This window comes from Tissierella sp. (assembly GCF_031460495.1).
In the GTDB taxonomy this organism is placed as follows: Bacteria; Bacillota; Clostridia; order Tissierellales; family Tissierellaceae; genus JAVKTS01.
In genome coordinates this window covers 576985-599147 of record NZ_JAVKTS010000002.1, presented here as the reverse complement: position 1 = coordinate 599147, position 22163 = coordinate 576985, and the positions used below count along the sequence as shown (strand labels likewise).

The window sequence follows — 22163 nt, the reverse complement described above, 5'->3', positions numbered from 1 at the left end:
TAATTCATATCGTATGGAATTAGGGATGGTCCTCTGCTAATTAAGCAAGAACATCTAATGAGAAGGGAGGGTCTATACAATGGATATTATAAAAATGTTAGAAGATGAGCAATTAAGAAATGATTTACCTAGTTTTAATGTTGGAGATACTGTTCAAGTTCATTACAAAGTTGTTGAGGGAACTCGTGAGAGAATCCAGTTATATGAAGGTACAGTTATTAAAATTCAAGGTGGCGGAGTAGGAGAAACATTTACAGTAAGGAGATTATCTTATGGAGTAGGTGTTGAGAGAACATTCCCAATGAATTCACCAAGAATTGAAAAATTAGTTGTTACTAGAAGAGGTAAGGTAAGAAGAGCAAGACTTTACTATCTAAGAGACAGACAAGGTAAGGCAGCTAAAGTTAAAGAGAAAAGAAATTACTAATAATTGGGACTTGTATAGTCCCAATTTTTTTAAGTGGGTGAGATTATGAATATAAACTGGTATCCAGGACATATGAAAAAAACTAAGGAATCTATACAGAAAAGCCTTCCTATGGTGGATGTAGTTTTTGAATTAATTGACGCTAGAATACCTATAAGCAGTCAAAATCCTATTATAGACTCTATACTTGGAGTGAAACCCAAAATTATAATATTGAATAAATCGGATTTGGCTAGTAGCGATGGAAATAAAGCGTGGCAGAATCACTTTATGAGCAAGGGAATAAAAACTTGTTTTTTAAACTCCCTAGAGGGAAATGGAATTGATAAGTTACTTGAGTTATCCTATGAAGCAACAGATACTAAAAGAAAAGCTTACGAGAAGCGTGGCGTAATAAATAGACCAACAAGAGCAATGATATTGGGTATACCAAATGTGGGGAAGTCAACTTTAATAAATACTCTCTCCGGTAAAAAAGGTGCTAAAACTGGCAATAGACCCGGAGTAACAAAATCCAATCAATGGATTAAGACAAAAGGGAATCTAGAATTATTAGATACTCCTGGGATCCTATGGCCTAAATTCGAAGATAAAGAAGTTGGTATAAATTTAGCTTTAACTGGAGCCATAAAAGACGAGATTTTAGATATTGAAACATTAGCTCTCAAGTTAATAGAAAGACTTACAAAATATTTTCCAAACCTTTTGAATAATCGTTATAATATTGAAATTGAGGGTAAATCATATTTGAATATAATGGAAGACATTGGTAGAAGAAGAGGTTGCATTATTAAGGGTGGAGAAATTGATTATACTAAGGTTAGCCATATTGTTTTAGACGAGTTTAGAAGAGGTATAATAGGAAATGTAACACTAGAATTCCCCCAAGAATAGGAGTTGTTGGTGTGCTAGAAATCGAAGAGAAAATTTATGAGCTAGGATATAGTTTTATTGCATGTATAGATGAAGTAGGTAGAGGGTGTTTAGCAGGAGATGTAATTGCCTGTGCTATTATTATGCCTAGAGGGTTAAGAATAAACGGTGTAAAAGATTCTAAGAAACTTACACAAAAGAAACGGGAGTCTCTATATGATGAAATATTGACTAATTCTTTAGCATATGGAATTGGTAGAGTGGATTCAGCAGTAATTGACAAAATTAATATAAAAGAGAGTACTCGTTTGGCTATGCAAAAGGCAGTGGAAAATCTTAAGGATAGAAATGGAATAAGTGTGACTGTAGATTTTCTACTCATTGATGCTGAAACAATTGATGTAAATATACCACAGGAAGCAATTATAAAAGGCGATGACAAATCTCATGGAATAGCATGTGCATCAATTATTGCAAAGGTGTTCAGAGACAGGCTATGCATAGAATGGGATCAACAGTATCAGGGATATAATCTACAGAAGCATAAAGGATATGGCACTAAGGAACATATAGGGTATATAAAAGAAATTGGCCCATCTCCTATTCATAGACTGACATTTTTGAAGAATATAATAAAATAGGATAATAAAGGATGATTTCATTGAAAATTGAAAATCACTTATTAAATAATTTACTATTAAATAATAAAGATCTTTTATTAAAAGAAGGGTCTATTTTAAAAGGAAAGATTTTAACATTTTTAGATCAAATAGCAATTATTGAAGTTAAGGGTCATGGTTCTATTCAGGCTAGAGTTGAAACAGATTTGAAGATGAATACAAACGATGAAATTTCCTTTTTAGTTAAATCTATAAAAGATAGTGTAATTAATCTAAAACCAATAAATGAAGATGACAGCCTTCAGATTGATTTTAAAGAAAATCGCTCTATTTCTAAATTACTTCAAAGTATAAATATTAAAGAAACTAAATTATCCATTGGTCTAGTAGAAAATCTAATGAAGTATAATGACTCTATTACCGAGCAAAAACTTAACGAAGGAATTAAGATTCTTGAGAAATTACTTCAATTGATAAATATTAAAGATGAAGAAAAAGTAGTTTTAGTTAGTCCTAATACTAAGAACATTGGCTACTCAGAGAATAATCCCCAAATCAATAATGAATCTAACTCTCAAATAGAAGCAAAAAGGCCTTTGACAATTGAATTAAATAGAGTGAATACTTATATTCCTATAGAAAAAGAGGATATAAAATATATGCTAGTAGCAAATAAAAATGACTATCAAAATATGAAAGAGATTAGTTCAATAGTCAAAGAGTTTTTGGGGGATGAAATTAATACTAGTATTAATACTGAAAAGATGACTAGCGACAATGAAAATGTTAATAATGAGATTATTTTTAATAAAGAAGAAGAATTTCTTAAATTAACTAGTTTTTTGATAAAAAACAATATTAAACCTTCACTTAATAATGTAAAAAATTTGAGAGAGTTAAATAATAATCCTGTTGATTTTGCTAATGATTTTAAAAAGGTAAATACAATAATTAACAGAATAGAAAATATGCAACCTGATAGAGCTTTATTAAATATAGAAGACAAGGACATCCTGAATGATTATATGCCACTTAGAGACAATGAATTAGAAGAACTTCAAGTATTATTAAGGAATTTAAGTAATAATGCAAATTTACAGCAAAAGGATGAACTTAAGAGTTTGGAAAATAAAATCGATTTTTTAAGAGAACTGAATAGTGATTTGTCACTTGTTTTTTTACCAATTCATCATAGAAAAGAAAATCTTGATGGCATACTAACTTTTCTAGAGGATAAAAGAAAGAAAAAAGGATCTAATGAAAATATTAATATCTTTATTAATTTAAATACCAATAATCTTGGTAAGGTTAGCATTTCTTGTCAATTATTAGGGGACCTAATTAATGCAAAGATTAGTATAAAAAGGGAGGATTTAGAACTATTCCAATCAGCAGAGGATTTATTAGTTGAAAAAATATCTTCACTGGGATATGTTTTAAACAAGATTGACTTTGTAACCGATAGTATTGTTCAAATTCTTGATACTATGATCTCCAATCCTAATCCAACTTATATATTAGATTTAAAGGTATAAAATTATGGAAAACAATAAAAGCAAATCCAAAGAAAATCTTGAAAAAGCTGTAGCATTGGCTTATGATAATAGGGAAACATCGCCTAAGATAATTGCAAAGGGGCAGGGAATTGTAGCAAGAAATATAATTGAAAAAGCTGTTGCGGAAGATATAACTGTATATGAAGATAAAGAACTTGTAAATAGTTTGATTGGACTAGAAATCAATGAAAAGATTCCTGTTGAATTATATGAGGCTGTGGCTGAGATAATATTTTATGTATATAATTTAGATATAAAAAAAGGAAGATTATATGACAAATAATATTGATAAAGGGAAAAAAGGGGAAGTTATTGCAAAATCATATCTTGTATCAAAAGGATATAATATTTTGAATGTAAATTATAGAAATAAAATTGGAGAAATCGATATTATTGCTATGTATAAAGATATATTAGTATTTGTTGAAGTTAAAACTAGGACAAATATTAACTATGGATATGCATATGAGGCTGTAAATAGAAAAAAACAAGAAAAGATTATCTATTGCTCATATATATATCTACAACAAAATCAGTTAGATAACTATCAAACAAGGTATGACATAATTGAAGTTTATATGACAGGAAATACAAAAATAAATCATATAGATAATGCTTTTTGTTGATAATAATTGGAAAATTGCGTATTTTCACTATTACCCAGGGAATAAGATAAATACATATGGAAAAGAGGTTTTTTTATGTATTCAAAAATTAATACTTGCGTATTACAGGGGTTAAACGGTATCATTGTTGAAGTTGAAACTGATTTATCGAGAGGATTACCAGTATTTAATATTGTTGGGCTTGCAGACACATCTATAAAAGAGTCAAAGGAAAGGGTCAGAGCTGCAATCAAGAATAGTGGATACGAATTTCCTCTAAGTAGGATTACTATAAATTTAGCTCCAGCAAATCTTAAAAAAGAAGGGTCACAAATGGATTTAGCAATTGCTGTGGGATTACTAAAATCATCAGGAGTTATAGAAGGTGGGAATTTTGAAAACATAATTTTTATTGGAGAGTTATCATTAGATGGTAAGATTAATCCCATTGAAGGAGCGCTGCCAATGGTCATCTCTATGAGAGACTTTGATGTATCAAAATGTATAATCCCCTATGGAAATAAAGATGAATGCAGTATGATTGAAGATATGGATATAATTCCTGTTAGTACATTAAGCCAATTAGTTGATTATTTAAACAATGAATTACATATAGACCCATATAAAAACCATGGTACCAATTCTGCAGAATTACGGACTGATTATTCTATTGACTTTTCGGATATAAAGGGACAAGCAGGTCTAAAAAGAGCTTTAGAGATATCTGCTGCAGGTTCACATAACATACTTATCATTGGACCTCCGGGTGCGGGAAAGACTATGGCAGCTAGAAGCCTACCTACTATAATGCCTAAATTATCCTTTGAAGAAGCAATTGAAGTAACTAAAATTTATAGTATTTCTGGATTACTTTCGTCCAAATCTCTTATGCATGAACGTCCATTTAGATCGCCACATCATACATCTTCAGCCATATCCTTAATAGGTGGGGGTAGAGTCCCCAAGCCGGGAGAAGTTTCTTTAGCTCACAATGGTGTACTATTTTTAGATGAATTGCCAGAGTTTCCAAAATCTGTTTTAGAAGTTTTACGTCAGCCTTTGGAAGACGGAACCGTTACTATATCAAGGGCAAATTCAAGTCTAACATATCCATCAAAGTTTATGCTTATCGCTAGTATGAATCCTTGTCCTTGCGTAAGCAATCCGACAAATCATTATACTCTTGAAGTGATTTCCCAGGCAGAAAGTACAACACCAGCTTAACTTTATTTCTATTTATTGAAACTTCCTTTACAATACTATAAAGAAGTTCTTTTTTTTGTTCAAAATTCAAAAGCCTATAATTATACTTCAAATTTCTAATATGTTTGGCTACAGTATCAAAATTATATTTCTCTACATAATAATTATTACTTAATTCAATATTGATTTTCTCTAATTCATTTCTAATCTCAACCTTTTTATTTTCAAGGTCCTTATATTTTCTTTTTATCAAAAGTGAAGGAAGAATGTTTTTAGAGAGAGCTTCAACTAAATTATTTATTTCATCATCAATATTACTTAATTCAGATTCTATTTTTTTCTTTTTAGTAGTAAGAGGGGCAATGTTATCTGCAATATTATTATTTGTGGCCTCTAAAATCGATTTTAAGGAGTTTTCATTATCAAGTAGGGCACTAATATGGGACAAGATTAAATCTTCCAAAACATCCGCTCTGACATTGCTATTATCGCATAAAATTCTAGCCTTTTGCTCACGAGTGAGACATCTGAAATAATGATAATATCCTTTAGACTTATCATTAGGATTCTTAGTACCACCATAAATAGACATACTAGAACCACAGCGACCACATTTCACTAGACCAACAAGAGGGGATCTTAAACTTTGGCCAGATCTAGGAGCGGTATTTTTATTTTCATTAAGTTTTAATTGCACTTTTGTAAATACTTCCCCTGGAATAAATCCTTTATGTTCTCCTATCGAAAGTATCCATTCAGATTCTTCTCTATATCTACTAGTTTTTTTATATTGTCTTCTTCGGTTGTAATACATAAGGCCATTTTCACTATTATATTTTTCTTTATCATCAACAATATTAACTTCAGTATTACTTTTAAAATAATTATAAGATTCTTCATCAGCAATACAGTATAGAGGGTTTTGTAATATCCTTGAAACTTGATTATGGGACCAGTAAGCGCCTTTCTTAGTTTTATAACCCAACTCATTGGCTTTAGTGGTAATACTTCTTACAGAGCCATCAGAGGCTAGATACCATTCATAAAACATTTCGATTATCTCTGATTCTTTTTTATTTTTAATGAGATAAGTAACTTTTTTCTTTCCTTCATCATTTCTATAATCGATTAATTCAGAATAAGTATCAAATCCATAGGGAATAGGACCACCATTCCAGCGGCCTTTTTCGGCAAGGTAAATCATATTATCTCTTACTTGCATTGCAGTATCTTCTCTACCAAGTTGTCCAAAAACTGCTGTCATATACATTGCAGCTCGACCTGTAGGTGTAGATGTATCAAAGTCTTGACTGATACTTGTAAACCCTATTTCTAAATCCTGCAATTCGTCCATTAACACAGTAAAGTCTTTCATATTTCTAGCAAATCTGTAAATATGGTATACAACAACATAATCAAACTCACTGTTCTTAACCTTTTTTATCATCTCAAAAAAATCAGGTCTATCTGTATCTTTTCCGCTGTAGTCATAATCAACATAAACAATGTATCCCCAGCCTTTATAATCGCATAGAGCTATACATCTAGCTATTTGATTCTCAATTGATTCTCCAGTCTCTGTAGCTTTAGATTTTCTAGTATATATTGCAGCTAGAGGAGCACCATCAATTATTTTCATTTGTCTAACAGTTATAGCCATAAATTATCCCCCTTCTAAACAAGCGTTCTTTTACTTATTATAGCATATACTATTTAGTTTGGAAGCAAAAAGAAAAGTAAATTGAAATTTGGATATAAAAAAAGCTACGGTTTAAGTAGCTTTAAAATTAGATATTAACATGTCCACTTTCTTGAAATAATGTTGTTTCATAGAGGTTTTTTGTTGAGTTCATTTTGATATCTAAAGCTTTGCTTTCAATAATGTCTAGAAAATTCATATTTTTCTCTATGATTAGTTTGAAATCTTCATAATGAATATTAATAACTATTGTTTTATCCTGAAGGTATGTCTCACGGGCAATTGTTTTACATGTAGCTGCAGCAGGTAAAAAAGAAAAAACTATCCCGAAATTAGAACTAGCTAATCTTAAAATACTTATTAGTTTGTGATAGTAAGTATTATCAGGCTTTTCTTTTTCATTCTTGCATTCAGCGATACAATGCGTTCCCATGATAAGAAATATAGACCCTGGAAGGGGTAACTGATTTCTTATTACAACATCTAATTGATTGGTTGGGGTCCTTATTATTCTTGAAACTTTAAAAGGCTTGACAATATTTAGTAAGAACTCAGCTAAATCCTCTAAAGCATTACCTTTATCTGTAGTGTTATCGAATGTCCCTGTTAAATTAGATAATAATGTAGCTAATTCTTCCGTTTCTTTCTCATTTGGATTGTAAAAAATTGAATTTGGATTACAATCGCTCTTAGATAAATAATCTGTTAAAGTAGAAGTATTGATACCTTTGTGTTTTTTTGATTCTTCAATATATTTTTTAGTCAATAGTTTTACTTTATCTGGGTTGTTGGTTGGGTTTTTTATGAGACTATATAATATTAATATATTATCTGATGTAAAGCCTAATTTAGATTCATCACAATTATAGCAAAATGCTATGTTGCTTATATCTTCATATAATTTATCATCACTAGAAATCTTTAGCACATGTTCACAAATCGGACATGTAATTGCATAGTTTTTTTTGAGAATACCAACTCCACAGCATTCTTCTAATAGAATAATAGAAATATTAAAATCTATATCAAACTTAATAGATATTTTAGAAGCTGTAATTTTATCTTTATGGTTTCTTGGTAAAGAAGCGAACCAAACATCTAATTCTTCTATTAATTCAGTTGAAAACAAATCATTCACTATCTTCGATAGCTCTGGATAAAACATGTTGAATATCCTCCTCTTCTACATATTGGGGAAATTTTAGCGATAAATATCCCTGTATTACTTCTAAAGATACTACAAAAGGATTATTGCCGAAATATTTAGTATTATTCCTATTGAAGCACAACATCATCCCATCACAACTTTCATCTCTTTCAATTGATTTCTTGTTGTCAAAGTATTTTTCTTTGTGTTGTAATGGTTCCCTGTTAGCACTGGCTTCGGAAATTTTAGTTAACTCCGAATCTGTGGCTGATAACCTAACAGGATAAGCATCACGGTCTTTTGTAAAAATTGTTTGATCATCATAATTTATTGAAATAAATTTCTCAATAAAAATATTTAAATCTTCTTTAGCGTTATCGAAATTGCTTAATAACGGAATTTCAAGCTCACTAAATACATCATTAATGAAATTATCAATTTTATTGGTCATACTATTAATTTTACACTGAATTTCATCAGGTGTAAATGTATAATACTTTAATAAATTAAATAGCTTATTCCTAAATATTGTATGAGATTCATAGTTATCTCTAAATTCTAGATCTAAATCATTCTTAATTTTTTTAATAGCTTCAATGATTAATTCTTTATTGCTAACTTTTAAGTTTTGAATTAAAGTGTCATTAGTAGGATCAGTTTTTTTGAATAAATTAGTTTTAGGCTTTGCTCTTCCAGATATATAATTGTTTTCAATGTCAACATCTATAAAAACAGGAAAAATAATATATCTGCCAACATCCATTATGCTATCACCACAAAGAAGTTTTATAGTAAAATTAAAAGATAATTTATGAACTATGTTATCACGATGATGTATACGGTAGTTTTGTAACTTTATTTCAATTTCATGTGTGGCCTCTGAAATATAATTATTTGGGCAATCCTCATATATAGTAGCTAAAATTTCTTCACATGTTTCAAGGTTTTTTAGTTCATCAAATTGCTCATTATTTGAAAAAATATCTCTTATATATATATGTTTATTACCCTCTTTTAGACTTTCTTCTAGCCAGTTTAAAAAAATAATTCTATTATTGTCATTCATATTTGCAAAATCTAATATTTCATCTAGTAATTCTTCTCTAACATTGAACTGTCTAAGATTATATTTAGAACAAAATCTCCTTAATACTGGTATAACTAAATAAGACTCATTTTCGTCTAAAAAGCTTCGTGGTATTTGTATCATAATATCCCCCTTTATAATTTTATGAAGAATTCAAACAATATTATTATGTCTGAATTTTTCGTCAGTAGTCATTAAACTAGTAGGCTTATATCCCCAATGCATCTTTAGTTTTAGATCCTACAATCCCATCTGCTTCAAGATCATTATCTTCTTGAAACTTCTTAACAGCTGCAGTTGTTTTCTTTCCAGCAACTCCATCAGGAGTACCACAATCATAGCCTAATTCATTAAGTTTTTCCTGGACCTTCTTAATTTCTGCTTTTTTAGTCGAGGTAGATGTAGTAGAAGTCTTTTTTGTACTGCTTGTACTAGTTTTAGTAGTAGATGTAGAAGTAGTGGAGCTAATATAAGGGCAAACTCCATCTTTATGTAAGTGAGGAGGGTTGCCACCACAATGGTAATGATATGAACCTAGACCACTTTTATTTTTGTTATCCTTGTGTCCACCAGAGCTGTCAGTTCTACCACTATGCGTAAGTGCACTGGAAGGTGTTAATGCTATTACTGCAGCTAGCATAAATGATGTAATTCTTCTTTTTTTCATTTGATATCCCCCTTAATTTTATTATTAAAAACTATTATATCTATCTCAGCGAAATAATCTAGCAACAAAAATGGTGATTATTGCTCCTGTAATTCCACTTAAAATAGTATTAACTATGTTATCGGTAATTTTGTTCCTTAAGTATTTAATAACTGGATTAAGTGGTAATTTCCATTTAATCTTAAAAGTTGGAATTAGTGACAGCATTAACACCTCATAAACGAAGAATATAAATAAATACATAATCATAAATTTAAGCAAGTTAGATATATTGCTAAGGTCTGTTGCATTAAAGAATACAAAGAAATACAAAATTGAAATTAGACCTGCCATTAACATGGTAATAAAGTCATTAGTGAGAAAACTCCAGGAATTTTTCTTATCTTCTAATAATTCTAGAATTTCTTGCTCAGTAGTTTCTATCCAATTGGCATCCTTAGAGGATAATTTAATATTTGTTTTATGCTTTAAATCATCCATGTTATGATAAATTAATTCAATTTTGTTAGGGGCCTGTGATTTATCTGATATCAAAAAAATCTTTAAATAGTAAATGATGTTTGAGGCATTGACAGCTTCGATTAAGGTATCAAAACTGTTGAACTCCATAGAATAATTATTATTAAATAATTCAATTTCATATTGAACATTTTGATCATTCACATATGAATTCAATTGTTCTAAAAAAGTAGTGAAGCTTTTCTTGTTTTTAAATAAGTATTTTTTTAACTTTATCTTTTTACCATAAATCATAATTTTATCCCCCTCATTTAATAGTATTAATAATAAAAAATATGTCGAAATATGTCGAATGTCAGTTCGACCATAAGGTTTAAAAAGGACTCAAATCTCTAAATTTGAGCTAAATATATTTTATATTTTATTATTAAACATAACCTAAACTTTTTTCAGTGATGTAAAATTTCTTTGCTATTTGATCTGTTGTAAGACCTTCATAATTTACATTATTTATCTCAATATCTAACAGCTTTAAGGCAAAATAATCAGCTTGCTTTTCTAACTTACCCTTGTTTATAAGTTTACTATTATAAGCAGCTTGAGCTATCTCTATATGTAATAGAGCATGTCCAAGTTCATGAGATAAAACAAACTTTTCATACTTATAAGGAAGATTATTCTTAATAAAAACTACTTCTAATCCAAAATAGTTTCTAATATAAAGAGCTTCATTACCCCGGAGGAGTAGATCATCTTTATCTAATCTTTTTATGCTTATGTCCAGTGTATTATATATTTCAAAAATATCTCTAGAATAGCAGTAGTCTATTACTCCATCAACATATTCATCTATCCAAATTAAATCCATATAATCACCTGCCATTGGTAATAACATTAGTTTTTTATATTTTGGTTATTACTATTTTACTCTTCTAATTATTACTTCTTCATGCTTAGATACTTCTGTTTCAATTCTTTCTAATATTTCAGCATTTTGCTTATATCCATCGAATAATAAATCTAGTTTTTTTCCATGATCTTGCTCCATAATAGTAACTCTGTTTTCCACTCTGTCTAGTCTTTCATTTACTTCTTTAAATCCATCTTGCATTTCAGTTCTAATTTTTCCGAAACCTTCTTGCATTTCACCGTACATTTTACTAATTAATTCAAATAATTGATTGTTATCATTCATATTTTAGCACTCCGATTTTTATATTTTATTTATTACTACTTTTTATATTTATAACTAACCATCTTCATTTGTTCTAGCAAAGCATTAGCAAACTCTAAAATCTCCTCATCATCTAATTTATCAGCATCAAATCCTCCAGAACCAAATATCTGATGCTTATTTACATATGCACGAGCCTCATCAGCATTGGTGAATTCTTCAGGGACTATGTCTTGTTCTTCGGGAGTGCCTTTTATAATTTTATTATCAATATCTTTTTCTATATATCCGGCGGATTGCATTAAGTCAGCATAAGTCACTTCATTGTGGGCTGCATCAGCTAGTTTCTGTAATATCTCAGGAGATGGAGGGGAGTTTCTAAGCAAGTTAATAAATCTTGAAATATATCCTGGATCAACACCAGATTTCAATCCGAATTGATTTAACGATCTGTTGCCTTGAGCCTTTTGCAGTAATTCAGAGAATTCCTCTTTATTAAATTGTGACAATATTATCCCTCCTTTTATATTTTATTTATATCTATATGTTAATACATATATTGTTAATAAACAATAAGAGTGAAATTATTTTCAAAATAAGTGTTGTCAAAAAACAATACTTATGGTATATTGTTATTAAACAAGTGTTGTCTAAAAACAATGGTTGGATTTTGGGAGGTGAAAATAGTGAATGAACTAATAAATGTTGAAGCTATAAATGATTATATAAATACAAACAACTGGACATCTTACAGATTTTCTAAAGAATTAGGACTTGATTATTCATATGTATATAGAGTATTGAAAAATGAAGTCAATGGAGGAAATAAATTTATTTCTAGACTAATTGACTTTTGTAATAAAAATAAAATAGAAATAAGCCAGTTTATTTTTTTAAGGACACCGTTGTCTAGAGACAACAACCATACAGCTTAGTACAACTTAATTATCTCATAAAAATATATTCAAAAATAGCGGAAACTATTGGAGTAAATGGAAAGGGGTGGGATTATGGGTAGATTACCAGATTTGGTTACAGAAGAAATAGCAGCTGCCTATGATGAAAATTATGAGGCATTAGAGAAAAGCCTTTTCAATGCTTTAGGTAATTTGGTCCGAGTAGCAGAGGCTAAAGAAATAGAAGAGAAAGGAAAAGAAAAATAATGTTAAATCCACTAATAAAGATTATAGAAAAAATAGTTAGTACTGGAGTGGATGGGACAATCCTTATCTTGCCTTTAATCGTTCTATTTTGGATTTTAGTAGGACAAGGTAAGGATTGCATAGGAGTAGCAAAAAAAGTACTTAGAAACGAGGCTAGGGAGGTGAGGAATAGATAATAGATAAGTTTATTAATTAATTAAATTTTATCATAGTGGGAGGTGAAAACAATGAATGAAAGTTGCAGAAACATATACCAAATAGCTAGAAATGTTGCAGGTTTAACTCAATTAGAGGCATCACAAAAGTTAAGCGTAAGTGTACGAGCATTAGGGAATTATGAATCTGGGATTACAGTCCCTCATGGAGATGTAGTAGCTGATATGACAGAAGTATATGGAACTAGATGGCTTGGATACGAACATTTAAGACAATCAACAAATTTAGGTATGGAAATACTACCACCTATTAGTATAGACGATATAGCAAAATCTGTATTAGTCTTGCAAAAGGAATCATCAGATGTAGAAGATGTAAAAAACTGTATGGTCAAAATAGCTTGTGATGGAATGATAGAAGACCATGAGACTCACAGATGGGATCAAGTAACGAAAGAAGTCAGAGAGTTAGCAGGTGCAGCGCTATCAGTAGTATTTTCTAGATAAGGAGGGAGAGAAGTGAAATCTAGATATATAAATCCAATTCCAACATTAGACGCATACAAACAATATACTCTTACATTTTGTTTTGAAGAGGAAGTTACGAAGGAAGCAGCAGCAGAAGGTATTATGAACCTCATTAAAGAAACAGGAGAAATCCCAGTTGATTGGGTGAAGGGTAAGAAAGAGGTGTTAAGATGATAAAATCAATTTTTTATAAACAGGATGAAGATCGTTTATGGGTTAGATATGCAAAAGCTCTAAGCATAAATAATCTAGAATTCCAATTAAATTATTTAGTTGACTGTATAGAAGTAGGAGAAATGTATGATTTCTATGTAACTAGGGGTGATTTGATTTTTGACAATATAAATATTTGTGTAACCAAAATAGAAGAACTATTTAAAGAAGATAATTTTGATTATTTTATCCATGGAACAGATGAAGAAGACAAGGAATTATCGGTGAAATTATCTAATACTGAATTTTGGACCAGTTAGGAGGAGAAATGATGAAAAAGTTCATATTTACATTTTGCGGTGATCATCCATTAAAAAATCATTATCAGCCAGTATTCGCTAAAGATAGCAATGAAGCTAGGAGAAAAATGTTTGAAAAGTATGGTGATAAATGGGGTTTCCAGTATACAGCAGAAAAATGGGAAGAGTGGGAAAACAAAGTTAAAAAGATAGGGATACCAATAGAAAGGGAGTTAAATTCAATTTATTGTAGAGAGGTGGGAGAAGAGTGAGGAGTGAAAGAGTTGTAAATGCATATCTAAGAGATAAACAAAAACAGATCAAAGAATTAGAAGATGAAAATACAGAATTAAACCTTAGAGAAAGGCATTTTAAAGAAGTGATGATTGCAACATTGAAGATAGAGATAAATTTATTAAGACATATCTTAGAAGAAAAGTAGGAGGTGTAAATTTTGACTGAAACTGCATTAGATCTTAGGTATAATATTGCAGCATTAACGATAGCTATATGTTCTGAAAAATACACATTACCAGAAAAAGCTTTTTCAATTATATCAGAAGAAAAGTTTAAACTGAATGATAATGATACTGAAGATATGATTTCTCTAAGAGAACAAGGGACAACATTTAGAGCCATAGGGGAAATTTATGGAGTAAGTGATTCAGATATATTGAAAAGAATTAAGAGATACAAAGCCAAAAAGGAAAAAGAGCTCTCAGACGGCCATCTGAAAAGCTCAAGGTACTAAAAAATATTTTAATAGATTAATTATATCATATTTGGGAGGAAATATACATGAAATTTAAACAGTTGAAAAGAAGTCGTATAGATTTAGTGAGGAAAACCTATCTTAAAGTCGTTGATCAAGATAAAAATTACTATCTAATAGAAAAAGCATATGCATCGGAATATGACGGATTTATTGTGACTGATGAGATAACAGAAGAAGAGTTTTTCAAAGCAGTAGATAACGAGGAGAGAATTGAAGAAATTAATTTCTCAGAAGCTAGATTAAATATTAGAAATGCAATTAAGAGGATAGCATGAAATGTCCTACTTGCAAAAGTGAAATAAATTTAAAGCTAAAAAAATATGAACGGTGCATTTGCAAGTGTGGAGCTAATTTAATGTTGATTGAATTATATAAGGAATTTCAATTAGTAGATTTAAGTAAAAAATAAGGGGGAACAGGAATGACCAATATAGTGGGAATAAATAATCAAGTAAGTACTGGGTTTAATTCTTCGCAAGTAGAGCTGATAAAAAATACAGTAGCAAAGGGAGCTACTGCAGATGAATTGAATATGTTTATGTATTTGGCAAACCAATATAATTTAGATCCATTTAAAAAAGAAATATGGTTTATGAAGTTTGGTGGACAAACTACAATTATGACAAGTAGGGATGGATATTTAAAGTATGCACAAATGAATGAGGACTTTGAGGGTCTTATGTCCTTCGTAGTGAGAGAAGGAGATGTTTTTGAAATAGATGCCAGTGAATATAAAGTAACACATAAGTTTGGGGCTAATAGAGGACCTATCTTAGGAGCATGGTCCAGGTGCGATAGAAAAGGAAAGAAACCTTTTATAGCTTATGTAGAATTTAATGAATATAACAAAAACACGAGTATCTGGAAGAGTTATCCCTCAGCAATGATTCAGAAAGTAGCAGAAGTATTTGTATTAAAAAGAGCATTTGGAATAAATGGATTAGTAACTAAAGAAGAAATTGATAATGGAGAAGAAAAAGAAGAAATAAATATCTCAGAGCATCAAGCTAAGGCATTATTTTCACTAGCTAAAAATGATTTGGAAATTGTAAGACAAGTTTTGGATGAGTTTGGTTTTGAAGGCAGCTTAGATATTACTAAATTTATGTATGAAGATGTATGTGAAAGAACAAGACAACTTGTAGCTGCTAAAAAAGCAGAAACAGATGCAGAAATGGATGATGTAATAGATGAAGTAGATATAGAAACTGGTGAAATTCAAAGTGATATGAATGATGTAGATTTTTCAGATACACCATTTGGAGAAGATACTCCATTTTAGATAATTGATTAGGGGGAGAAAATCCCCCAAAAAGTTCTCAAAGGTAGGTGATTATATGGCAAGGCCACAGAAGGTAGGATTGGATTACTTTCCACTGGATACAGATATAGATCAAGATGACAAAGTTGCAATAATAGAAGCTCAACATGGAATGGTTGGATTTTCTATTGTAATAAAATTGTTAATGAAAATATATAACGAAGGATATTATTACGATTGGACTGATAAGGAACAGATACTTTTTTCTAAAAGAGTTAATGTAGACATTAATGAAGTAAATGTAATCATTAATGATTGCGTTAAATGGGGTTTATTTGATGAAAGACTATTTAATGAACATAAATTATTAACTTCTAGTGGTATCCAGAAGAGATATTTTGAAGCAGTAAAAAGAAGACAAAAGGTAGAAATAGCAAAAGAATTCTTGCTTTTAGATGAGAAAACAATTAATGCATACAGTAATTTATCTCTTGTAAGTATTAATGATGACATTAACCAAGACAATGGAGAGATTAATGTTAACATTAATCCCCAAAGTAAAGTAAATAAAACTAAAGTAAATGATATTAAAGAAAAAGAAATTAAAGAAGATGAAAGTATATTAGATAAAACTACTAAAGATAGTGGTCCTAGTAGTGAAGATATATCTAAAATTGCTCTATCATTTCAAGATAATGGATTTGGCAGCATTAATGGTATTGTCAAAGAAATGATTATAGAGCTATTGGAATTATACTCTACTGAATGGATATTGGGGGCTATGAAAATAGCGGTAGAGTCAAACAAAAGATCTCTTAGATATGTTAAAGGTATACTTGAGAACTGGAATAGAAGTGGTGGTATGAAATTAAGTACTAGTAATAATCAACCTAAGGTAGTATCAGCTAAAAAAAATAGATTTCATAACTTTGAGCAGAGATCAGATGGTTATACTGCTGAACAATTAGAAGATGTAGCAGCTAGAAAAAGAAGAGAGTATTCAGAGAGAACTAAGAAGAATGAAGCTCTATAGGAGGGATATTATGACTAAGAAACAAATAACAACTGCAGTAGAAGAAGCTGCAAGATTATTAAGAGAAAATCCTGATTGGACATATAAGAGAGCTATAGCTAGGGCAAAGGAGATGATTAGTAATGAAAGCATTGAAAAGATGGAGAAAGTTAATTAGAGGGACATTATTAAAAGAATATATAGCAAGTAGTATCCTGGGGAATTAATTATGAGATGGACGGAAGAAGAGTATCAAGAGTTTTTAAATAAAAAGTCTCCTAAACCTAAAAAGAAAAGTAAATATAGAAATGTTAAAACTACAGTAGATGGAATTACATTTGATAGCAAGAGAGAGGCAGAATATTACTGCCAATTAAAGATATTGAAGCAAGCAGGAGAGATTAAAGACTTCGGGCTACAACCTAGATATGAATTACAACCTACTTTCAGGAAAAATGGGACAACCCATAGATCTATTACTTATGTAGCTGATTTTGTAGTAGTAAACAATGATGGAACTACAGAGGTAATTGATGTAAAAGGTGTAGAAACTAAAGATTTTAAAATTAAAAAAAAGCTATTTGAATATAAATATCCTGATTTAAGTTTAAAAATAATTAAATAGGGGGGAGAGTATGCTTTGCTTTAGATGCTTAGGGGATATGGTGCAAGTAATGATTGTAAATAGAAGAGGTAGGGAGTATAGGGCTTTAGTATGTACTAAATGTGGGAGGACTTATAGTAAAGATAGACTATTTAAAAAATAGGGGGCAGCTATGGAGAAGATAAGATGTATTAAATGTGGCAAGTTGCTTTTAAAACTAAAAGGAAAGGCAGAAATAATATGCCCAAGATGTAAGACTGAGAATAAATGCGATACCAGGAAAGATAATTAAAATAATTCAATGAACAAAATGTTATTAATGCGGCTTAAGCGTTGAAAATGAAGATTCAAATATTGAACATTGACAACTGAATAATACGGTATTAGAAAGTAAAATATTCCCATAAATTTATTGGTGTTATATAATATATATGCTACAATATATCAAATAAATAGATCGTAAGCGTAGATAAATACGAACCAGAAGATTGTTTATATAATCTACTGACAAATATGAAATCATGGAACTGTTTTAAGCTACAGCTTATTAATAAAAGGAGAAGCTTATGAAAACTGGAAAGTTAAAAAGGTATTTCAGATATGCGATATTGATGGCAATTGGCTGTTATATATTGGCTGTTACTATATCTATTGCAATGATGAGTCAGATGACGAAGATAACTTATAATGCAACTGCGTGGGGGAGAACTTTAACAGAGTATATTGTAGATTTTAAAACAAATACCGCTCAAGTAAATTATTATGATTTTGACGGTAACCCATGGGATCACAAAGAAAATATAATTAGTCCAATAAAAGAATTTAGAATTAAGAGCGTATGTTCTTTTTCTTTGTTCCCATTGTGGCGAAAGAATTATGAAAATCCGTTTATTATGGATGGTGACCAGTATAACATTGTGAGAAGCTATAAGGAAAGAGAAAATGTTATTGATGGTAGCAGTGCATACCCGTTAACATATTGGTTTGTACTTTGGGCGATTCATAATGCTTTTAAATGAAGAGTATGGCGAAGTTACTGGTGGAAATATGTTGATTAAAAACCCGGAAGAAATCTCCGAGATAGAATGGATAGATATTTCAAAAGCAGATAAATTAATCCCTTATCAGAAATCTGGTATAGCTGAATTGATTAATAAATCGGATATATACATATCAAGATTAATTAAAATTTAATATCGTTGCACATAATTTTATTAAAATCATAATTATTAAAACTAAATATTTAATTGAAATACCGTATTATTCTGAAAAGATTTTTACGGTATTTTTATGTCGCATAACAAGAATTATATTCATTAAAGTTAACTAAATATATTAGAGGCTCTAGAAGCCCAGGGAAAAGTCCTTGGGTTTTTCTTTTTTTGGGAGGGAGGATATGCAGGATCTACAGATAGAATTAAATAAACTAAGAAGTGACTTGAATAAAGCTATTACAATTATAAAAGAGAGGGGAAAGAATAAGGCGATAGCTGAGAGAGATTATAGAGTAGCATTAGGCAAACAAATATTATTGCTAAGAGCAGAAGGTATACCAGTTACAATAACATCTGATTTATGTAGAGGAAATGAGAAGATAGCAGAGTTGAAGATGAATAGAGATATAGCTGAGACTTTATATGAGTCAAATATGCAATTTATATATAGTACCAAGCTTAATATAGATATAGTCATGAAACAGATTGAGGCAGAGAGGAAAGGGGAGTAGGATATGGACATTAGAGTAATAGAGAAAGCACTAAGAGATTATAAAAGAAAGAAATCAGTCATAGAAACTACACTGTTAAGAATAGAACAATTTAAAAAGGCAATAGAGGACCCTGATTCGTTTTCTCATGTATTACTAGGTACATCAAGAGAACCAGGAATGCCTAGAGGAAGTGGTGGAAGTTCTGTTGAAATTGCCATAAGTAATAAAGAGATGGCAATAGAGTTATTAAATGAATGGATAAAGGATGACCAATCTAGAATATATCCATACCAAATAGAAAAAGAACAAATAGATGCAGCTTTAGGAGCGCTAACTAAGCAGCAAAGACATATAGTAGAGTGTAAATACTTTGAGGACATGTTTTGGAGAGATATAGAAATTAATTTCAATGATAAGTTTAGGGGACAGAATTATATTACTTATGAAGGATTGAAAAAGGTAAATAAGGAATCTATAGAACTACTTACTAATATATTGGAACCTTATTATAATAGGTTCAAAACACTATAAGACTGAAAATTACCCATAAATTACCTGAAAAGGACCTGTTTTGTACCTGTTTTTGACTTTTAAATGTGATATTATGATATTGTAGGAACTTTTCAGAAGGTCATGTGTCGGAAAAGTAAAATTAAATAAGGATTTACACTAAAAGTCTCACCAGTTCCCCGGTGGGATTTTTAATACTCCTTTTGATGTGATGGGCGGTGTGTATCTATTAACCCAATATTAAAAAAAGGAGATGTTTAATATGTTAAAACCACCAATCTGTCGAATGGGAGGAAAAAGCAAGTTAAGAAAAATAATTATCGATATGATACCAGAGCATACTTGTTATGTAGAACTGTTCTTTGGCGCTGGATGGGTATACTTTGGGAAAGAACCATCTAAAGTTGAAGTAATAAATGATATAGATAAGGAATTAATAAATCTATTTAAAATGATTAAGTATCATGCTCCTGAAATAGAAAGAATGCTAGAATATCAATTGAGTAGTAGGGATATGTTCGAGGAATATAAGAACTATACTATTGAATATTTAACAGAAATAAATAGAGCAGTAAGGTTCTTATATTTAATAACTCAGTCTTTCGCAGGGAAAGGGCAGCACTATGGATATGGGACTAATAAAATACCATCTCAGCAAATATTCTATAAAAATATATTAAGTGACTTAAAGGAAAGGCTTAGAAATACTTATGTAGAAAATCTAGGTTTTGAAAAAGTAATAGATAAGTATGATAGAAAAAATACCTTTTTCTTTATAGATCCACCTTATTTTAAGACCACAGGATATGAGAGTGAGTTTGGAGAGGAACATCATTTATTATTAAGAGATAGATTGATTAACTTAGAAGGTAAATTCTTGTTAACAATTAATGATCATGAAAGTACAAAAGAATGGTATAAAGATTTCAACATTAAAGAGGTAGAAGTAGCTTATAGTGTATCCAAGGATATGAAAGCAAGAAAGAAATATAAAGAATTAATTATAACTAATTACTAATTAAAATAAAAGCTAGATATAGTAAATCCTGCTTGGGGCAAGTTTCTCAGGTGGGATTTTTATATAATCTAAACAGATGTTATCATAAATGATAATCAACCAATAAAGGAGCTGCTGATATGAAAGAATATATAACATATAGATGTAAAATTTGTGGATGCAGCTTTATATTGCTTGCAGAGGAAACTAAGCATAATGAAGATAAAGGAAATTACATTAGTTGTCCATTCAAGGGCCATAAAAATATAGTTGTAACAGGAGCTTATGATAGTGTTAAGGAGTGCATGCAGGAGAGAAGTTATAAGAGAGAGAGAGGCAGTATTAAACAAATAAAATAGTATATGTCGGAAATTGTCGATAAAAAATTAAAGATAAATAGAGGACTTTCTCCTTTTCTGTAGAAGTATATAAGAGAAAGGGGATGATATTATGTCAAAAGAAAACAGCGCTATAAAAAAAGAAACATTGGAAGAAATGGAACAAAGATTAATAAATGAAATTAAAAGCAAAGAAGAAGTATTAGCAAATATTAAGAAAAAATATTATACAGCAGAGCTTGAAAAAGATTTTTTAGCTTTTCTAAATGACAAAAGATATAGAGATGTGGAAATTCCATACGAATTATTAAATGAAATAGATGAACTAGAAAAGGAAATAAGAATACTTAAAAATAAACTTAGACAATTTGAAAGATTTAAAGAACAAGCAGAAAAGGATTTAGAATAGTAAGAGCCACCAGGCTCTTTTTTCTTTCAAAAAACACATATACAGAACAACTCAATAAGTAGATTCCCTCAACGGTGGAGCAACCTCATTTAATAGTTAAAAATACACATTTGTAAAATCAGAAAGATATTTATATAAAAAAAAGAAGGACTCTTTCATCTTGTGTAGTATAAATATATAAGGGAGGTAGAGATTTATGAGATATCATAGATATAAGAATAAGCATGGAGGATATTATAGGGGTAGAAGTAGATATGGTAGATATTACACAAGACCAAGTGGATGCTTATTACCAATACTAATATTTACAGTAGCAATAGCAACTATAATCTCATTATTAATATAATTACAACTCAATTAAAATCCTTCAGATTGTCATAATATGTCGAAAGATTATAGAAGGATTTTCCCCTTTATTATAGTAATATATAAAGGAAAGGGGGTGATAGCCATGGGTCAAGCTAAAAATGAGCAGATAAGAAAGATGGAATGTGAAAGGATATGTCCAGAGTGCGATGGTGAAACTTTATGGGTGGAAAACGGTATCGGGAAATGTGAAAATGAAGAATGTGGTTTTGAAGGATATGTAAGAGATTGTGTAAATGGATGTGGAAATGTTCTTTATGAGGATGATGAAGAAATTGTATGTACGGATTGCATTAAAAGAGAGCTAGAAGATTAGAAGAAATAATTATTTGTAATAGAAAGACTTACCCAGAAAATTAGTATATTAA

Annotated in this window: 38 protein-coding genes and 1 pseudogene; 31 read left to right on the top strand and 8 right to left on the bottom strand. The window is 30.1% G+C overall.

Annotated elements, in window-relative coordinates:
- Nucleotides 1-79 precede the first annotated feature (79 nt).
- The 7 genes and pseudogenes from rplS to RIN63_RS07050 all read left to right on the top strand — a co-directional run.
- On the top strand, nt 80-427 hold the full coding sequence (rplS, locus tag RIN63_RS07080) for a 50S ribosomal protein L19 (protein ID WP_310444007.1): 348 nt from the start codon (nt 80-82) through the stop codon (nt 425-427).
- Between the two features lie 45 nt (nt 428-472).
- Nucleotides 473-1321, top strand: coding sequence for a ribosome biogenesis GTPase YlqF (gene ylqF / locus RIN63_RS07075; RefSeq protein ID WP_310444006.1), 849 nt, complete (start codon nt 473-475; stop codon nt 1319-1321).
- Nucleotides 1322-1332: 11 nt separating this feature from the next.
- Entirely contained in the window at nt 1333-1941 is a 609-nt protein-coding gene (locus RIN63_RS07070; protein ID WP_310444005.1) for a ribonuclease HII, read from the top strand.
- A 20-nt stretch (nt 1942-1961) separates the two neighbouring features.
- Nucleotides 1962-3455, top strand: coding sequence for a hypothetical protein (locus RIN63_RS07065; RefSeq protein WP_310444004.1), 1494 nt, complete (start codon nt 1962-1964; stop codon nt 3453-3455).
- A 4-nt stretch (nt 3456-3459) separates the two neighbouring features.
- Nucleotides 3460-3759: an EscU/YscU/HrcU family type III secretion system export apparatus switch protein gene (locus RIN63_RS07060; RefSeq protein WP_310444003.1), complete on the top strand. Its 300-nt coding sequence runs from the start codon at nt 3460-3462 to the stop codon at nt 3757-3759.
- The gene (locus RIN63_RS07055; RefSeq protein ID WP_310444002.1) at nt 3749-4102 is read left to right on the top strand and encodes a YraN family protein; all 354 of its coding nucleotides are present in this window, start codon (nt 3749-3751) and stop codon (nt 4100-4102) included. The genes RIN63_RS07060 and RIN63_RS07055 overlap by 11 nt, the downstream gene beginning before the upstream one ends.
- Before the next feature lie 75 nt (nt 4103-4177).
- A pseudogene (locus tag RIN63_RS07050) lies at nt 4178-5236 on the top strand (YifB family Mg chelatase-like AAA ATPase); the annotation flags it as partial.
- On the opposite strand, the gene RIN63_RS07045 reads toward RIN63_RS07050, so the two are convergent.
- The 8 genes from RIN63_RS07045 to RIN63_RS07010 all read right to left on the bottom strand — a co-directional run bounded on the left by RIN63_RS07045 (nt 5214) and on the right by RIN63_RS07010 (nt 12026).
- Complete coding sequence (locus RIN63_RS07045; RefSeq protein ID WP_310444109.1) at nt 5214-6923, bottom strand: recombinase family protein; 1710 nt, start codon at nt 6921-6923, stop codon at nt 5214-5216. The pseudogene RIN63_RS07050 and the gene RIN63_RS07045 sit on opposite strands and share 23 nt — an antisense overlap.
- Before the next feature lie 148 nt (nt 6924-7071).
- The gene (locus RIN63_RS07040) at nt 7072-8148 is read right to left on the bottom strand and encodes a hypothetical protein (RefSeq protein WP_310444001.1); all 1077 of its coding nucleotides are present in this window, start codon (nt 8146-8148) and stop codon (nt 7072-7074) included.
- A complete protein-coding gene (locus RIN63_RS07035; RefSeq protein WP_310444000.1) occupies nt 8114-9340 on the bottom strand; it encodes a hypothetical protein in 1227 nt (408 codons plus the stop codon). The genes RIN63_RS07040 and RIN63_RS07035 overlap by 35 nt, the downstream gene beginning before the upstream one ends.
- An 85-nt stretch (nt 9341-9425) precedes the next feature.
- Nucleotides 9426-9884, bottom strand: coding sequence for a peptidoglycan-binding protein (locus tag RIN63_RS07030; RefSeq protein WP_310443999.1), 459 nt, complete (start codon nt 9882-9884; stop codon nt 9426-9428).
- A gap of 45 nt (nt 9885-9929) precedes the next feature.
- The gene (locus tag RIN63_RS07025) at nt 9930-10637 is read right to left on the bottom strand and encodes a hypothetical protein (RefSeq protein WP_310443998.1); all 708 of its coding nucleotides are present in this window, start codon (nt 10635-10637) and stop codon (nt 9930-9932) included.
- A 133-nt stretch (nt 10638-10770) separates the two neighbouring features.
- Nucleotides 10771-11238 (bottom strand): ImmA/IrrE family metallo-endopeptidase, encoded by a 468-nt coding sequence (locus RIN63_RS07020; RefSeq protein WP_310443997.1) that lies wholly within the window; start codon nt 11236-11238, stop codon nt 10771-10773.
- A gap of 24 nt (nt 11239-11262) precedes the next feature.
- Entirely contained in the window at nt 11263-11538 is a 276-nt protein-coding gene (locus RIN63_RS07015; protein WP_310443996.1) for a hypothetical protein, read from the bottom strand.
- Nucleotides 11539-11573: 35 nt separating this feature from the next.
- The gene (locus RIN63_RS07010; RefSeq protein ID WP_310443995.1) at nt 11574-12026 is read right to left on the bottom strand and encodes a helix-turn-helix transcriptional regulator; all 453 of its coding nucleotides are present in this window, start codon (nt 12024-12026) and stop codon (nt 11574-11576) included.
- Between the two features lie 177 nt (nt 12027-12203).
- On the opposite strand from RIN63_RS07010, the gene RIN63_RS07005 reads away from it, so the two are divergent.
- From RIN63_RS07005 to RIN63_RS06890, 24 genes are all read left to right on the top strand, one after another.
- Nucleotides 12204-12452: a hypothetical protein gene (locus tag RIN63_RS07005; protein WP_310443994.1), complete on the top strand. Its 249-nt coding sequence runs from the start codon at nt 12204-12206 to the stop codon at nt 12450-12452.
- Nucleotides 12453-12527: 75 nt separating this feature from the next.
- A complete protein-coding gene (locus tag RIN63_RS07000) occupies nt 12528-12680 on the top strand; it encodes a hypothetical protein (protein ID WP_310443993.1) in 153 nt (50 codons plus the stop codon).
- A complete protein-coding gene (locus tag RIN63_RS06995) occupies nt 12680-12856 on the top strand; it encodes a hypothetical protein (protein ID WP_310443992.1) in 177 nt (58 codons plus the stop codon). Before RIN63_RS07000 ends, RIN63_RS06995 begins: the two co-directional genes overlap by 1 nt.
- Nucleotides 12857-12907: 51 nt before the next feature.
- The gene (locus RIN63_RS06990) at nt 12908-13342 is read left to right on the top strand and encodes a helix-turn-helix transcriptional regulator (protein ID WP_310443991.1); all 435 of its coding nucleotides are present in this window, start codon (nt 12908-12910) and stop codon (nt 13340-13342) included.
- Between the two features lie 12 nt (nt 13343-13354).
- Nucleotides 13355-13537: a hypothetical protein gene (locus RIN63_RS06985; RefSeq protein WP_310443990.1), complete on the top strand. Its 183-nt coding sequence runs from the start codon at nt 13355-13357 to the stop codon at nt 13535-13537.
- Nucleotides 13534-13836: a hypothetical protein gene (locus tag RIN63_RS06980; RefSeq protein ID WP_310443989.1), complete on the top strand. Its 303-nt coding sequence runs from the start codon at nt 13534-13536 to the stop codon at nt 13834-13836. Before RIN63_RS06985 ends, RIN63_RS06980 begins: the two co-directional genes overlap by 4 nt.
- Before the next feature lie 11 nt (nt 13837-13847).
- On the top strand, nt 13848-14087 hold the full coding sequence (locus tag RIN63_RS06975) for a hypothetical protein (RefSeq protein ID WP_310443988.1): 240 nt from the start codon (nt 13848-13850) through the stop codon (nt 14085-14087).
- Nucleotides 14084-14257, top strand: a complete 174-nt coding sequence (locus tag RIN63_RS06970) for a hypothetical protein (RefSeq protein ID WP_310443987.1) — start codon at nt 14084-14086, stop codon at nt 14255-14257. The genes RIN63_RS06975 and RIN63_RS06970 overlap by 4 nt, the downstream gene beginning before the upstream one ends.
- 12 nt (nt 14258-14269) lie before the next feature.
- Nucleotides 14270-14566 carry a hypothetical protein gene (locus RIN63_RS06965; RefSeq protein ID WP_310443986.1) on the top strand — a complete coding sequence of 99 codons (297 nt, stop codon included), beginning with the start codon at nt 14270-14272 and terminating at the stop codon, nt 14564-14566.
- A 47-nt stretch (nt 14567-14613) separates the two neighbouring features.
- Nucleotides 14614-14865: a hypothetical protein gene (locus tag RIN63_RS06960; protein ID WP_310443985.1), complete on the top strand. Its 252-nt coding sequence runs from the start codon at nt 14614-14616 to the stop codon at nt 14863-14865.
- A 146-nt stretch (nt 14866-15011) separates the two neighbouring features.
- On the top strand, nt 15012-15872 hold the full coding sequence (bet, locus tag RIN63_RS06955; protein ID WP_310443984.1) for a phage recombination protein Bet: 861 nt from the start codon (nt 15012-15014) through the stop codon (nt 15870-15872).
- Between the two features lie 55 nt (nt 15873-15927).
- On the top strand, nt 15928-16884 hold the full coding sequence (locus RIN63_RS06950) for a Lin1244/Lin1753 domain-containing protein (protein ID WP_310443983.1): 957 nt from the start codon (nt 15928-15930) through the stop codon (nt 16882-16884).
- Nucleotides 16885-16894: 10 nt separating this feature from the next.
- Nucleotides 16895-17041, top strand: a complete 147-nt coding sequence (locus RIN63_RS06945; RefSeq protein ID WP_310443982.1) for a hypothetical protein — start codon at nt 16895-16897, stop codon at nt 17039-17041.
- 51 nt (nt 17042-17092) lie between these two features.
- On the top strand, nt 17093-17488 hold the full coding sequence (locus RIN63_RS06940) for a DUF1064 domain-containing protein (protein ID WP_310443981.1): 396 nt from the start codon (nt 17093-17095) through the stop codon (nt 17486-17488).
- 10 nt (nt 17489-17498) lie between these two features.
- Nucleotides 17499-17630, top strand: a complete 132-nt coding sequence (locus RIN63_RS06935) for a hypothetical protein (protein ID WP_310443980.1) — start codon at nt 17499-17501, stop codon at nt 17628-17630.
- 403 nt (nt 17631-18033) lie between these two features.
- Complete coding sequence (locus tag RIN63_RS06930; protein WP_310443979.1) at nt 18034-18486, top strand: hypothetical protein; 453 nt, start codon at nt 18034-18036, stop codon at nt 18484-18486.
- Entirely contained in the window at nt 18473-18661 is a 189-nt protein-coding gene (locus tag RIN63_RS06925; protein WP_310443978.1) for a hypothetical protein, read from the top strand. Before RIN63_RS06930 ends, RIN63_RS06925 begins: the two co-directional genes overlap by 14 nt.
- Nucleotides 18662-18863: 202 nt before the next feature.
- Entirely contained in the window at nt 18864-19193 is a 330-nt protein-coding gene (locus tag RIN63_RS06920) for a hypothetical protein (RefSeq protein ID WP_310443977.1), read from the top strand.
- Nucleotides 19194-19196: 3 nt separating this feature from the next.
- A complete protein-coding gene (locus RIN63_RS06915) occupies nt 19197-19706 on the top strand; it encodes a hypothetical protein (protein WP_310443976.1) in 510 nt (169 codons plus the stop codon).
- A 241-nt stretch (nt 19707-19947) separates the two neighbouring features.
- Nucleotides 19948-20703, top strand: coding sequence for a DNA adenine methylase (locus tag RIN63_RS06910; protein ID WP_310443975.1), 756 nt, complete (start codon nt 19948-19950; stop codon nt 20701-20703).
- Nucleotides 20704-20822: 119 nt separating this feature from the next.
- Complete coding sequence (locus RIN63_RS06905) at nt 20823-21041, top strand: hypothetical protein (protein ID WP_310443974.1); 219 nt, start codon at nt 20823-20825, stop codon at nt 21039-21041.
- Nucleotides 21042-21132: 91 nt separating this feature from the next.
- Nucleotides 21133-21429 (top strand): hypothetical protein, encoded by a 297-nt coding sequence (locus tag RIN63_RS06900; protein ID WP_310443973.1) that lies wholly within the window; start codon nt 21133-21135, stop codon nt 21427-21429.
- 196 nt (nt 21430-21625) lie between these two features.
- On the top strand, nt 21626-21775 hold the full coding sequence (locus RIN63_RS06895; RefSeq protein WP_310443972.1) for a hypothetical protein: 150 nt from the start codon (nt 21626-21628) through the stop codon (nt 21773-21775).
- A gap of 105 nt (nt 21776-21880) precedes the next feature.
- Complete coding sequence (locus RIN63_RS06890) at nt 21881-22111, top strand: hypothetical protein (protein WP_310443971.1); 231 nt, start codon at nt 21881-21883, stop codon at nt 22109-22111.
- Nucleotides 22112-22163: the final 52 nt, after the last annotated feature.